We start from the raw sequence: 13,816 nt of genomic DNA on the forward strand, positions 1-13,816 counted from the left end.
GCTCATGTCGTCGGCGAGCACGAGCGTGTGCTGGCCCATCTGATGCGTGAAGTAGTAGTAGATGCCTTCCTGCTCCATCAGACGGCTGACGAAGGCGAAGTCAGACTCCTGAAACTGGGTGCAGAAGCCCCAGGTGCGATACGTGGTGCTCAAGCGGTTGGTGACCGGAAAGCCGTAAGCGGTGAAGACTTCCTGAATGATCTCGACGACTGTCTTCTCCTGGAAGATGCGGCAGTTGACAGAGCGTGTGAGATACCAAAGCGAAGGCCGCACCGTGGCCGTGTAGATGTAGCTGCGCGAAGTAAGCGTCTCGCGGCCATTGAACTCAAAGCGGGTGATCTGGCCATCGAGGTAACGCAGCGCACCGACCTGCGGCTGGATCTCCAGCGTGAGCGACTTGCCGAGGGCGCTCTTGAGATCGAGCGAGGCATCGCTGGAGACGAGTTGCACTTCGAAATCGAAGAGCGTGGAAAGGGCTTCGTTACCTGTCATGGAACGGAAACTGAGAGTACCGGATGCAAATGCTTCGCTGTAGGCAGTCACTATCTGAGTCATGTTGTCTCGCTCGATACGGATAAAGGGACAGGCACAGGTGCCTGAACAAGTGGCGTCCGCATCTCTTTGCTGGATGCGGTTAATGGCCTTTGGGCGTTCGTCTCCTCGATCTTCGAGCGGGATAGCGATTGCCACTGCATGAAACACAGGCGTTGCACTCGCAAAGTGTCGCGAGTGACATCACCTGACACGGCAGTTGATGTTCCGGTCCGCGTGTCGAGTCCGGGTGTGGGAACTGAACTCGCCGCGCGCACACGCTGCCTCAGAACTTCACGTCGTAACCGACATACCCCATCTTCACGCCCATGTTGTTCACGGACGATCCGATGTCGACAATCATCGAACCGGTCGACTGCACCCAGTTGCCGGTGTTGTGGACCTGGCTACCCACGACGATCACATTGCTTCCCCAGGTGTTGACCGTCGCGACCTGAAAGGCCTCGAGTTGCCCGGCATGGACCTGGAGTGCATTGCCGACCGTGGTGTCAGCCCGGTTTCCCGTCACGAAGCTGGTGGAGAGTCCGGTGATCGTCGTCGTGGTCGAACCGGCGACATCCTTGGTTTCGATGCCGGTGATCAGCATGGTGGACGTACCATCGGTGATCTTGAGTTCCTCGCCCAGATAGACCTTCTGCGTCGAGCCGACCACAAGCGTCTTCTCCATGCCGTTCACGGTGACGTTCAGGGCGCTGCCGCCGAGCTTCGGCGTGGAGAAGTTCTGCAGGAAGCCGGGAACCTGACTGGCCAGCGTGATGGACGACGACGCAGGCGTGGACGATGACGTCGACGTCGACGCGGCCGGCGTGGACTGCTGCATGCTGCGCCGCGTAAAGGCCTTCCAGTCGCGCCTTCTTCGCCGTGCGGGCATGGCTTGCTGCAATTGTCCAGTCGAGCCTGTGCTCACTTGCTGCTGCAACAGACGTTGCGCACCGGAGGGCGGCGGCGAGGTCGAGCTGTCGCCGGAAGCGAGCGGCAAGCCTACTTCGATCGTGTGCGAACCCGCCGTGGCATGTGTGGTGTTGGCTTCGACGGAGGTGTCGTAATTGCGCTCGGCATGCAGCTTGACCTGCTCGGAACCTTGCTTGTCCTCGAAGCGGAACATGTTGGCGTTGCTGCTGTTGCCGGTGGGCGTGCGCGTGAGGAAGCCGCTCTGTGTGGCCGAGTCGGGGAGATTGAACGGCGGCATCTGCGAGGCGTTGTAGACGCGTCCGGTGATGAGCGGCCGATCGATGTTGCCGTTCATGAAGTCCACCACGACTTCCTGGCCGATACGCGGGATATAGATGCCGCCGTAGTTGGAACCGGCCCATGCATCGGAGACGCGTACCCAGCAGGAGCTGTTCTCGTCGCTCTTGCCGTAGCGGTCCCAGCGGAATTGCAGCTTCACGCGTCCGAGCTGATCGGTCCAGATGGTTTCGCCCGCGGGCCCTACCACGACCGCAGTCTGTGGGCCGGTCGCTTTAGGCAGCGGCGTAATCGAGGGAGCGCGCCAGGGCAGCGAAGTGGGCTGCGCGAGAAACTCGGTGTCGTATTGGGCCGTGCTGCTGCCGCTGGCATCGCCGCCGCTCTGGAACTGATAGCTTGCGCCGACGATCAGGTACTCGCGGTTGTCGGTCGTGCGGGGAGAGCCGGTGAGCGTGAAGAGATAACCCGGCGCGAAGGCGCGGATAGTGGTGTGACCGTGAGCGCTCTCGCTACCGGTCTGTTCCTCTTCGAGACGCATCTGCGAGTAATGATCGCCTTCGTCACCGTTAACGTAGCCGAGTTGCCAGTTGTATTTCTCGTACGAGCCGTGGTCATCGCTGAGCGGATTGGCTTGCTGGCTTTGCAGGTCAGCCTTGGGCTTGCGGAAGTCGTAATCATCGACGACATAGCGGCCGGTGGTGACGTTGTCCTCGGTGTGCCACTGATCGACGCCTTCGGTCTCGGGCAGCGCGATCTGGTCAGGCGCGAGATAGGGCAGCGAGGCGTAATCGGGCAGAGGATCATGCGCGCTCATGTCATCGGCGAGCACGAGCGTGTGCTGACCCATCTGATGCGTGAAGTAGTAGTAGATGCCTTCCTGCTCCATCAGGCGACTGACGAAGGCGAAGTCGGACTCCTGGAACTGGGTGCAGAAGCCCCAGGTGCGATAGGTGGCGCTCAAGCGGTTGGTGACGGGAAAGCCGTAAGCGGTGAAGACTTCCTGGATGATCTCGACAACCGTCTTCTCCTGAAAGATGCGGCAGTTGACAGAGCGCGTGAGATACCACAACGAAGGCCGCACGGTGGCCGTATAGATATAGCTGCGCGAAGTAAGCGTCTCGCGGCCGTTGAACTCAAAGCGGGTGATCTGGCCATCGAGGTAACGCAGCGCACCGACCTGCGGCTGGATCTCCAGCGTGAGCGATTTACCGAGGGCGCTCTTGAGATCGAGCGACGCATCGCCGGAGACGAGTTGCACCTCGAAATCGAAGAGCGTGGAAAGGGCTTCGTTACCTGTCACGGAACGGAAACTGAGAGTACCGACATCGAACGCACTGCAGTAAGCGGTCACAACCTGGGTCATGTCTTTCGGCTCGCTATCGATTGAGAGTCGTGGATGAAGCTTCAGCAAAGCGTGACTTGAAACTCGTTGTTCTCGACGGAGATCCGTACTTCATTCAAGGTGCGGTTCTCGGCCAGCGCGGAGATGATTTCGCGGCTGATCAAGGGCAGGAGCGACTGGGTGATGATCGAGTCGATCAAACGGCCGCCGGACTCCACCTCGGCGCAGCGTTCGTGGATCAGCAGGCCCACTTCGGGCGTGTGATGAAACGCAATCTCATGCTGTTCAGCGAGGCGCCGCCCGATCGTGCGAAGCCGCATCGCGATGATTTCCTCGTACACAGCCCCGGAGAGCGGATAGAACGGCACCACGGTCAGGCGGCCGAGAAACGCGGCCGTGAAGTACTCGCGCAAGGCATCGCGGATGCGCCGCTCTACCTGACTGCTTGCGGGCGCCGGCTCTTCCTGGGCGAGACGCATGATCTCGGCGTCGCCGGCATTGGTGGTCAGGATCAGGATCGTGTTGCGAAAGTCGATGCGCCGGCCCTCGCCGTCCTCCATCCAGCCCTTGTCGAAGATCTGATAGAAGGCTTCCTGCACATCGGGATGGGCTTTCTCCATCTCGTCGAGCAGCACGACGCTGTACGGCCGCCTACGCACCGCCTCGGTGAGGACGCCGCCCTCGCCATAGCCGACATAACCCGGCGGCGCGCCCTTCAGCGTCGATACCGTGTGCGACTCCTGGAACTCGTTCATGTTGATGGAGATCAGGTTCTGCTCGCCGCCATACATCACTTCGGCCAGCGCCAGCGCCGTTTCCGTCTTGCCGACCCCCGACGGACCGCACAGCAGGAACACGCCGACCGGCCGCTGCGGATCGTCCAGCGCGGCGCGCGCGTTCTGCACGCGGCGCGCGATCGCATCCATGGCCGCAGGCTGTCCGATCACGCGTCGCGCCAGCATCTGCGGCAACGCGAGCACGGATTGCGCTTCGTTGCGCAGCATCCTGCCGGCGGGGATGCCGGTCCAGTCGGCCAGCACCGCCGCGACCGTCTCCACATCCACATCCACCTGCACGAGCGGCGAGTCGCCCTGAAGCGCGGCAAGCTCGTTGCGCAAGCGTGCGAGCGTGGCGAGCCGGTCGCCGGCTGCCGGTGCATCGTGAGGTTCGGCGCGCAAGGCCACGATCGCTTCCACCTGTTCGCGCTGCTGCTGCCAGCGCGCTTCGGATGCGGCGAGTTCCTGTTGCCATTCGGCCAGCGCCTCGCTCAGCGCGGGCCTGATCTCGACCGGCAGGCCGATCAGCCGTTCGCGTTCCAGCGCGGCCTGTTCCGCTTCGAGCGCGCTGATCCGGCGTTGCAGATCCTCGACGGCCGGCGGCGGCGCATGCCGGCCCACGACGACGCGCGCACACGCGGTGTCCATCAGGCTGATCGCCTTGTCGGGGAGTTGCCGCGCAGGCAGATAGCGGTTCGACAGACGCACCGCCGCATCCACCGCCTGATCCAGGATGACGATGCGATGGTGCCGTTCGAGCCGGCCAACCAGTCCGCGCAGCATCGCGACGGCTTCGTCCTCGGAAGGCTCGCGCACCTGAATGGCTTCGAAACGCCGCGTCAGCGCGGGATCGCTTTCGATGTACTTCTTGTACTCGCTCCAGGTGGTCGCGCCGATGGTGCGCAACTGGCCGCGTGCGAGCGCGGGCTTGAGGAGGTTGGCGGCATCGCCGGTGCCGTGCGCACCGCCCGCGCCGATCAGCCGATGCACCTCGTCGATGAACAGCACGACCGGGCGCGTGCTGCGCTCCACCTCGCTGATGATCTGCTGCAGGCGCGCCTCGAACTCGCCCTTCACGCTGGCGCCCGCCTGCAACAGTCCCATGTCGAGCGAATAGAGCGTGACGTCGCGCAGGGCGGGCGGCACGTCGCCGGCGGCGATCCGCAAGGCCAGCCCTTCGGCGATGGCCGTCTTGCCGACGCCCGCCTCGCCGGTCAGCAGCGGGTTGTTCTGACGGCGGCGCATCAGCACGTCGATGACCTGGCGGATCTCCGACTCGCGGCCGGTGATCGGGTCGATGCGATCGGCGCGCGCCTGCGCCGTCATGTCCACGGCGAAGCGCTGCAACGCCGATTCGCCGGTGGCGTTGTTCGAGGCGGCCTCGGCCTCGACTGCATCGCCGCTGTCGCTGTCTTCGGCGGAACCGGCGATGGCGGCGGGAATCTCGTTCATTACGAGATCGGGAACGAGCTTGCTCCACTGCTGCGAGGTGGCGAGCAACTGATTGCGCAGCGACGGCGTCTTCAGGATGCCGGCCAGCAGGAACGCGCTGCGGATGCGCGCGCGGCCATAGGCAATCGTGCTGTAGACCCACGCGCGCTCGATAGCCTCGTCGATGAACGCGGAGAAGTCAGCGATGGCGCTGGCCCCGCGCGGCAGGCGGTCCATGGCAACCGACAGATCATGATCGAGCCGCCCCGCGTTGAGGTCGAAACGCACGATCAGGCGATGCAGGTCGCTGTCGCTTTCGGCCAGCATCTGATGCAGCCAGTGCACCAGTTCCACATACGGATTGCCGCGCAGCTTGCACAGCGACGTGGCGCTCTCCAGCGAACGGAACAGGAACGGGTTGAGCTTGCCGTACAGGGCAGGACGGTTGATGTCAGTCATGGCAGGTCGAAGGCGTGTCGTTGCGTGTCTGTTCGGCGCGCCGCTGGCGCGCATGATGGGCGACGATGTCGGGGCCGTAGACGAGGTCGCCGGCGTCGGTGGGACTCAGCCGCTCGCCGACCCAGGTGTCCCAGCCCAGGCGCTGCTGCATGCCGACGCTCGCGCCGCGCACGTCGGCCCGCGCCAGCAGGACCCGGACGTTCCATTCCAGCTCGTCGCCGGCATAAAAGCGCACCCAGTCGGCCAGTTGCATCGCCGCTTCGGTATCGGGCAGGAACTGGCGGAAGCGCTCCATCGGCAACGGCCCGATCACGATCTCGAAGCCATGCTGCGCATCCCGCACCGCGCGGCCCAGCATCGCGCCCGCGCCGGATGCATTGGCGCCGAGTCTGAGCGGCAAGGCGCATTGCCGCTCCGGTTCGATCGCGATCCAGCCGGGCGCGTATTCGTTCACGCGCGCCTTCACGCCGAAGTAATCGGCGAGGATCCGGCACAGGCCTTCCGGATTGCGCGTTTGCCTGACGAGATGTCCGGCCATGTAATAGCGCGCGTGGTCCGCCACCGCACCGCGCCCCTTGAGCGAAGGCTGGCCGAGATGGATCAGGCTCGCGATGTAGTCGTCGAAGCGGGCATCCGCCGCGCGGTCCAGGCTCGCGCACGGCTGCGCATTCGCCCAGGCCCGGTAGAACAGCGCGATCAGCCGGTGATGAAAGAGGTCCGCGAAACCGGCCAGCGAGGTATCGCCGTGATTGCGCGCGCGCTCGTGGGCGTATTCGGTCAGATGCAGCGGCATCGGACCGTTGGGCCCGAACAGACCGAAGCCGTATACCGAGACCTGCGCGCGCGCGTGCGGGACTTGCGCGCGCTTGCGCTGATCGCGGCGCACTTCGGCGAGTGCCGCGGGTGCGAATGCAAGCGAGGGTCGCTGACCGAAGCGCACCGGCTCGTCGCGCGGATGGGACGCCCTGCCGAGACGCACCGGACTCACGGCGCAGGCGTCGATCCAGCGCATCAGCTCGAACAGGTCGTACTCGTAGGGCGCGCCCGCCGCCTGCTCCAGCAGACGGTCGAGCCGCTCCTCGCGCGTCGGCGGGGCGGGGGGTCTGACGGACGGCGCCTCTTCGGTCCGGCCGTAGACCGCCTGTGTCAGGCTGTCGGCCGGCAGCCGATCCGGGGCTTCCATCGTCCGATCTCTCCTCTCTGCAAGGTTTCGATGACCAGTTCGCTGAAGCTGTTCAGCGAGACGTGGCGCGCGAAAAACTGGTCCAGCACGGCGCCGAACAGATGCATGTCGTACGGTTCAAAGACGGCTTCCTCGATCAGCACGGTGACGCACACGCCCCGGCCGTACATGATCGGACCGGCATGCGGCAGCGCGCGGCACACCGGCTCGACGCGCACGCTGCGAATGCCCTGAATCTGCTTCGTCAGCGCGGGATCGGCGATGTCCGCATAGAGCCCGAGCAGCTCGCGCAAGGCGGCGGCGCCCTGCGTGCCGTCGAGATCGGTGAGCGTCAGATAGTTGAGGCCGAGATGGCTGATGAGACGCCAGGTAATCTCGTTCTCCGCGATCGACGCGCGCGGCACGCTCGGTCCCTTGAGCACCTTGATGGTCCCCGCCGGCGCCGACACGGTCAGCGTGAAATCCGCCTTCGCGCCGAGCGGCATCAGGATCGCGAGATCGCGATTGGTGCACAGCGCATCCACCGAAATGTGGCGCAGCTCGCCGCTGAACGGCGCTTCATGCTGATCGACCAGCGACACGAACACTTCGCTGCCCGCGTAGTCGCTGCGGTGATGGCCGCGCTGCCGCGCACTGGACAGGCGCGGCTCACGGCGCGTCGAGAAGTAGCAGCCCGTGCTGTTGCGCTGATGCGCATGCGGGGAATAGAACGGCAGGAAGGCCTGCTCGCGGCCTTCGGGACCGCCGTGACCCGTTACGCGATTGACGCGGTAGACCTCGTAGTCGAGCGGCCGCGAACGGTCCACGACGATGTGATATTCATGCTGCCGCCGCGACACCGGCATGCGGTCGGTGCGCTTCGGGAACAGGTTGGCAGCGGGCGTGCAATAAAGGGCGAGGCTGCGTGCATCGACCGAGCGGTAGAGTTCTTCCGCGCGTTCGTCGAACATCACCAGCAGCTCGCACGCCGTGCCCGCCGTACGCAGTGCGTCACGCAATCCGCCGATGCTGAAGAACAGCAGCCGCGACGGATACGCAAAGTACTCATGCAGGATGCGATGGCCGCTGAATGCGCGCATGTCGTCCGGCAGCAAGGCCTGGCCGGCGTCGAGTCCTTCGTGACGGATCGCATCGGCGGGCAGGCTTCGGTAGGCCGGGGTCTTGCTGGCCGGATCGCGAACCGCCGCGGCCACCACGCGCTCGCCGAGCAGAAGCCTGAGCAGATGCTGCGCCTGCTGCGTCTGTCCGCCGAGGAAGAAGCTCAGGCGTTCGAGCGGCATGTCGGCGAAGCGCACCGCGCCATCGGTTTCCAGACGGATCCGCAACACGCTGCGCACGGTGCGTTGCGGGTCGAGCAGCGCGGACGGCAAGTCTTCCGGCGCGGGCTCCATGCGCACCGCAGCGATGCGGATGGGCCACAACGTGACCTCGTGCGCGGTCCTGAATTCGCAGGGCGTCTGTTCGCCCGCCGTGACGTTGGCGCGCAGGGCGGTGCCGGCCGGCAGGCTATAGCCGCTCGCGAGATTGCCGACGTCGAGATCGGGCGGTATCTGCACGATTGCCATGGCGGGCAGCGGCGACAGATAGCCGGGATAAACCAGTTCCAGCAAGCGTTGCGAAAAGCGCGGGAACTCGGCGTCCATCTTCAGGTGGATGCGCGCGGCCAGGAAGCTGAAGCCTTCGAGCAGACGCTCGACATACGGATCGACGACTTCCGTATCGCGCATGCCGAGGCGGCCCGCGATCTTCGGATACTCGGCGGCGAACTCCGCGCCCAGTTCGCGCAGGTAGCTCAGTTCGCGGCTGTAATAGTCGAGCAAGCGGCCGTCCATCATTCGTTCCCCGGCGCCTGCAGCACCATGTAACCGTTCTCGAGATCGACTTCCGAGCGGAACACGAACTCGAAGGGATAGGGCACGGCCCAGATCTGTCCGCGAATCTCCAGGACCAGCAGGTTGTGATGCAACAGCGAGTCGCTGTTGTTCTCGACGCACTTCACTTGCAGACTGTCCGGCACGATGCGCGTCTCGAACGCGAGGATCGCTTCGCGGATCGTGCGTTCGATGTCGGTCCATTCGATCTCCGACATCCGCAGTCCCGCCAGCGCGCCCGTGCCGAAGTTGATGACGGACTCGCGCACGCCCGCATACGGGGCGAGATCGACGGTCGCTTCGAGGTTCGTCGTGTTGAGCAGCCAGCGCAAGTCGCGCAGCACCGATTCGCGCAGCAACGCGCGCGTCAGCATGAAGGCGCCGTCCGCTTCGCGCTTTTCGTGCGGCGCCTGGTCGGTCAGGCGGTCGAGCAAGACGGGCGTCAGCCTGCGTCCGGCCGGTGTGCCGGTCGGTTGCGTATGACGTGATGGCAATTTGCGCATGCTGCTCGCCGGTGTTGATGCGAGTGGGTCGGGGCCTTGCGGCCGGCAGAGGGTCCAGGATCAAGACGTTGCATGCCGGACGAATACATCCGCCCGGCGCCACACATTCAGACCCGGTGCGTCAGGCTTCCTGGTTTTGCTTGATGTTCCACGAGAGCGTGCTTGCGCTGCCGCGATTGCCCTGGTCGGTCTGCTCCCAGTACTGCTGTTGCACGTTCGCTGCCTGGAACGTGTAGGTCACGAACACGGCATCGCCCGTGCTGGCGGCGGCATGGGTGACGGACGTCACGAGCACTTCGCTGAGCGTGATGCGTTGATACTCGACCTGCGAACCGCCGGCCTTGCACACGGAGATTTCCACCGTCGGCACGTGCTTGCCGTTCGAGCAGTACTTCAGAATGGCGGGCGATGCCTTGTCGATCGGCGCCGTCACCGACAGATCGCTATAGCTCACCTTGCCGAGACCGCCGCCGCTGCCGGAGGCCATGCTGCCGGGCTGGCTCGCGCCCCACGAATACGACTGCACGTTCGACCAGCCCTGATGATTCGCATCCTTCGATTCGCCTGTTACACCATCCACCTGCAAATACATATCAACAGCCATTTCGATTCTCCGGGATTTAATGAAACAAGGTTATCGCCACGATGATCGTGACGAATGCTGCTACGAAGCACTGCCTTCCTTCAGGGACGGCAGCTTGGAAACCAGCCGAAGAGAAACCGTGAGCCCTTCGAGCTGATAGTGCGGGCGTAAAAAGAACTTCGCGGTGTAATAGCCCGGGTTGTCGTCGGCTTCCTCGACCATGACCTCGGCGGCGGCAAGCGGCTTCTTCGCCTTGGTCTCCTGCGAGGAATTGACCGGGTCGCCATCGACATAGCTCATGATCCAGTCGTTGAGCCAGCTCTCCATGTCGCGGCGTTCCTTGAATGAACCGACCTTGTCGCGGACGATGCATTTCAGGTAATGCGCAAACCGGCAGCAGGCGAACAGATACGGCAGCCGTGCCGCCAGGCGCGCGTTTTCAGTGGCGGCGTTGTCGTAGTACTCGCTCGGGCTTTGCAGCGATTGAGCGCCGATGAACGCGGCGACGTCCGAGTTCTTGCGATGCACGAGCGGCATGAAGCCGTTCTTCGCCAGCTCGGCTTCGCGACGGTCGCTGATCGCGATCTCGGTGGGGCACTTGGCGTCGACGCCGCCGTCGTCGGAGGGGAAGGTATGCATCGGCAGGTTCTCCACCGCGCCGCCCGACTCCACGCCGCGAATCGACGTACACCATCCGTAGTGCTTGAACGAACGGTTGATGTTCGCGGCCATCGCATAGGCCGAGTTGATCCACATGTAGTTGCGGTGATCGACGCCGTCGGTGTTCTCTTCGAAGTCGAATTCATCCACCGGCAGCGTGTTGATGCCGTAGGGCAGGCGGCCCAGGAAGCGCGGCATGGTCAGGCCGATATAGCGTGAATCGTCCGACTCGCGCAGACCGCGCCAGGCCGCGTATTCGGTGTTCTGGAAGATCTTGGTCAGGTCGCGCGGATTGGAGAGCTCCTGCCATGAATCCATCTGCATGACCGAAGGCGAGCCCGCCGCGATGAACGGGCAATGCGCCGCCGCCGCGATCTTGGATAGCTCGCCCAGCATCTCGACATCGGGCGGACTGTGATCGAAATAGAAGTCGCCGACGAGCCCGCCCAACGGCTCGCCGCCGAACTGTCCATACTCTTCTTCGTAGATCTTCCTGAACACCGGGCTCTGATCCCAGGCCACGCCCTTGTAGCGCTTGAGCGTGCGCGCCAGTTCCTTCTTCGAGATCGGCATGAAGCGGATCTTCAGCATCTCGTCGGTTTCGGTGTTGGTGACGAGGTAGTGCAGGCCGCGCCAGGCCGACTCGAGGTTCTGGAAGGCCGGATGATGCAGGATCTCGTTGATCTGGTCGGACAGCTTCCGGTCGATCTCCGCGATGATGGCCTGGATGCCCTGATAGGCATCGGCGGACATCACGGCGGCGTGTTCGAGCGCCTGATGCGCGAGCGTCTTCACCGCGCTTTCGATGGCCTGATGCGCCTGGTCCGTCGTCGGCTTGAGCTCCTTGTTCAGCAGATCCCTGAAGTGATCCACCTCCATCGTCTGCGGGTGGTCGGCGTGCTCGGCGTGCTCGGCGTGTCTGGTGGTCGTCATGCGTTTATTCCGTCAGTGAAGTCTGCGCGGTCCATGTCGTGGGGTTTGCGAGGCAGGGACGCGCTCAGGCGTCCTGCCCGCCCGGCTGCGCTTCGTCGGACGGCGCCGCGGATTCGTCGTCCTGCGGTTTCGCGCTCTTGGCGAGCGCCTTGAGCAGCGCCGGATCGGCAAGCGCTTTTGCGAGAAGTTCTTCTGCGCCGTTCTTGCCGTCCATGTACGAAAGCAGATTGGCGAGCTGGGTCCGCGCGTCCAGAAGATGACTGAGCGAATCGACATTGCGGGCAATCCGGCCCGGCGTGAAATCGTCCATGCTCTCGAAGGTCAGATCCACTTGCAGGCGGCCGTCGCCGCCCAGCTTGTTCGGGACCTGGAATGCGGCGCGCGGCTGGATGGACTTCATGCGCTCATCCAGGTTGTCGATATCCACTTCGAGGAACTTGCGCTCGCCGATCTCGGGCTGCACCTTGCGGGTGTCGCCCGCCAGGTCCGCCATCACGCCCATGACAAAGGGAATCTCGACTTTCCGCTCGCTGCCGTAGATCTCGACGTCGTATTCGATCTGCACGCGCGGCGCACGATTCCTGCCGATGAATTGCTGACCGCCCTGACGCGATCGGGTCTGTTTTGCTTTCGTCACGGATTGCCTCCAGTAAGCTTGCTCATGTGCGCTAGGTTCAGCTCGGTTGAACCGGTGGTTCGCCCGGCTTCTGGTTGTTCGCCAGTACGTCGAGCTGCGGAATGCCGGCCGGCACCATGTCCCGGACGATCTCGTAGAAACTCATGCCCATCAGCCGGATGGCGCGACGAATAAGGAGCGGCGCCGGGTGGCCCGGCTCGTGAAGCTCCATGTAGACGCAGGCCTTTTGCAGCAGCGCGATCACGTCTGAGCGCGAACGCAACGTGTGAGGGCCCGGGTTCGGCAGCGCCTGGGCGGGACGGTGGGACGGGTCGTCGGCGCTGGCTTCATGCGGCGCGTCGTGGTCATCGAACGGCGGCGGCGCGTCGGCAACCTGGCCGCGCAGCGGCTGCGCCGCATCGCCGATGAGGCGCAAGGGCGCTTCGACACTGCGAAAGTCAGGCACCCAGGCGTCGCCGAGTTCGCGCTGCACGGTCTGCGCGATGCGCTTCAGTGCCGCGAGAATCTCCGGAATGCGCGCGGTGAGGCTGTGCGGCGCATTCGCCGCGAGCGCAAGCTGCTGGCGCAACCCGGTTCCATCCAGATTCAGCGAGGCGGCCGCCTGGGAAGCATGGCCATCGAGAAGGGCGGCGGCGTCGCGCACGCTCAGGCTGCCTTGCTTCAGGCGCAGGATGGTGGCGTTGCGGATTGCACGTCCGATGCTTTCGGGATCGCCGAGATTGCGCAGCGCATTGATGCGCATCAGCGGGTCGCTTTCGCCGTCGGTCTCGATGTGCGGATGCAGCGCCTGCCAGTAGCGTTCCAGCAGTTCGGCGATCAGCGCGACGCCGCGCCCGTATCCGGCAAGGCCGTGCAGTTCGACCCACGCGCGCGTCAGCAGGGTGGCGACGCGCAGATCCTTGGTGCGTTTCAACAGGCCGCTCGCGCGCAATGCGACCTGATGCCAGTCGGGATTTTCAGCGGGGATGATCGTCGAGCCGAATTGCTGCTCGGTCTTGCCGACAGCGAGGCGTTCGAGATCGATGAACGCCTGATCGTAGGTCAGCTCGTCGCCGCACGGAGCCTGATCCGCGACGGGCTCGAGCAGCGAGCCGTCATGCGGGTCTGCTTCAGTGTCCGGTGCGCTATCTGACGAGTGGTTCATCTTGAGCTCGACGAATAAGAATCTGCGTCCGTCCCGACTTCCATTCCAGCCGGTGTGAAATAAATCCACTCGAGCTGGAAGGGGAGTCAGGCGATTTAAAACATTCCGCGACCGACGTCATTGAAAATGACGCGCTCGTCAGGTATTGCGTGAAAACACGCGAGATAACAGCGGCGACCAGACGGCCGTCGCTGGACAGCGCGACGGGCAACCGGGCTTCGATTTCGGGATGATTGGCGTCTGAATGATGCGCGCATCCTGCATGCGCGCGGCGCTGCTGCTTCCTGACCTGGCAGGCAGACGGGCCGCTGGCTTGCTAGTTCCGCTCGAGTTCGTGCGCGGCGTTCATGCTGATCCGCTGCACCTGAACTTCGTCTTCACAATCGATGGAGTGAATGCTAGACGCTGAAAACCAGTAATGGACATATCACTGTTTTGCATGACGACTGCGCGCTTTTATTGAGTTGGATTCTATTGCGGCAAATCGATCGAGAGCAGAAGTCGTTGACAGGGATAACTTACAAATCAACGAAGTGATATTACTGGAATATTCT

At 63.8% G+C, this 13,816-nt stretch carries 10 protein-coding genes; all 10 read right to left on the reverse strand.

The features are described 5' to 3' along the window. A partial coding sequence (locus QCE88_RS19325; protein ID WP_309905064.1) for a type VI secretion system tip protein TssI/VgrG occupies positions 1–555 on the reverse strand: 555 nt, incomplete at its 3' end. A 262-nt stretch (positions 556–817) separates the two neighbouring features. After that, positions 818–3,103 (reverse strand): type VI secretion system tip protein TssI/VgrG, encoded by a 2,286-nt coding sequence (locus QCE88_RS19330; protein WP_309905066.1) that lies wholly within the window; start codon positions 3,101–3,103, stop codon positions 818–820. Positions 3,104–3,144: 41 nt separating this feature from the next. After that, positions 3,145–5,748, reverse strand: a complete 2,604-nt coding sequence (tssH, locus tag QCE88_RS19335; protein ID WP_309905068.1) for a type VI secretion system ATPase TssH — start codon at positions 5,746–5,748, stop codon at positions 3,145–3,147. After that, entirely contained in the window at positions 5,741–6,931 is a 1,191-nt protein-coding gene (tssG, locus tag QCE88_RS19340; RefSeq protein ID WP_309905071.1) for a type VI secretion system baseplate subunit TssG, read from the reverse strand. Before tssG ends, tssH begins: the two co-directional genes overlap by 8 nt. After that, on the reverse strand, positions 6,895–8,763 hold the full coding sequence (gene tssF / locus QCE88_RS19345) for a type VI secretion system baseplate subunit TssF (protein WP_309906518.1): 1,869 nt from the start codon (positions 8,761–8,763) through the stop codon (positions 6,895–6,897). The genes tssG and tssF overlap by 37 nt, the downstream gene beginning before the upstream one ends. Then, positions 8,763–9,305: a type VI secretion system baseplate subunit TssE gene (tssE, locus tag QCE88_RS19350; RefSeq protein WP_309905072.1), complete on the reverse strand. Its 543-nt coding sequence runs from the start codon at positions 9,303–9,305 to the stop codon at positions 8,763–8,765. The genes tssF and tssE overlap by 1 nt, the downstream gene beginning before the upstream one ends. A 121-nt stretch (positions 9,306–9,426) precedes the next feature. After that, entirely contained in the window at positions 9,427–9,909 is a 483-nt protein-coding gene (locus QCE88_RS19355; protein WP_309905075.1) for a type VI secretion system tube protein Hcp, read from the reverse strand. Positions 9,910–9,969: 60 nt separating this feature from the next. After that, complete coding sequence (tssC, locus tag QCE88_RS19360; RefSeq protein ID WP_309906520.1) at positions 9,970–11,427, reverse strand: type VI secretion system contractile sheath large subunit; 1,458 nt, start codon at positions 11,425–11,427, stop codon at positions 9,970–9,972. 118 nt (positions 11,428–11,545) lie between these two features. Beyond that, positions 11,546–12,118: a type VI secretion system contractile sheath small subunit gene (tssB, locus tag QCE88_RS19365; protein ID WP_309905077.1), complete on the reverse strand. Its 573-nt coding sequence runs from the start codon at positions 12,116–12,118 to the stop codon at positions 11,546–11,548. Between the two features lie 37 nt (positions 12,119–12,155). Continuing rightward, the gene (gene tssA / locus QCE88_RS19370; RefSeq protein ID WP_309905079.1) at positions 12,156–13,262 is read right to left on the reverse strand and encodes a type VI secretion system protein TssA; all 1,107 of its coding nucleotides are present in this window, start codon (positions 13,260–13,262) and stop codon (positions 12,156–12,158) included. Positions 13,263–13,816: the final 554 nt, after the last annotated feature.

The sequence above is a fragment of the Caballeronia sp. LZ035 genome, from assembly GCF_031451175.1.
GTDB lineage: Bacteria > Pseudomonadota > Gammaproteobacteria > Burkholderiales > Burkholderiaceae > Caballeronia.

Bases quoted from the DNA above. Each gene is read 5' to 3' on its own strand.
- QCE88_RS19330 (WP_309905066.1), bottom strand. From the start codon at position 3,103: ATGACCCAGGTTGTGACCGCTTACTGCAGTGCGTTCGATGTCGGTACT.
- tssH (WP_309905068.1), bottom strand. From the start codon at position 5,748: ATGACTGACATCAACCGTCCTGCCCTGTACGGCAAGCTCAACCCGTTC.
- tssG (WP_309905071.1), bottom strand. From the start codon at position 6,931: ATGGAAGCCCCGGATCGGCTGCCGGCCGACAGCCTGACACAGGCGGTC.
- tssF (WP_309906518.1), bottom strand. From the start codon at position 8,763: ATGGACGGCCGCTTGCTCGACTATTACAGCCGCGAACTGAGCTACCTG.
- tssE (WP_309905072.1), bottom strand. From the start codon at position 9,305: ATGCGCAAATTGCCATCACGTCATACGCAACCGACCGGCACACCGGCC.
- QCE88_RS19355 (WP_309905075.1), bottom strand. From the start codon at position 9,909: ATGGCTGTTGATATGTATTTGCAGGTGGATGGTGTAACAGGCGAATCG.
- tssC (WP_309906520.1), bottom strand. From the start codon at position 11,427: ATGGAGGTGGATCACTTCAGGGATCTGCTGAACAAGGAGCTCAAGCCG.
- tssA (WP_309905079.1), bottom strand. From the start codon at position 13,262: ATGAACCACTCGTCAGATAGCGCACCGGACACTGAAGCAGACCCGCAT.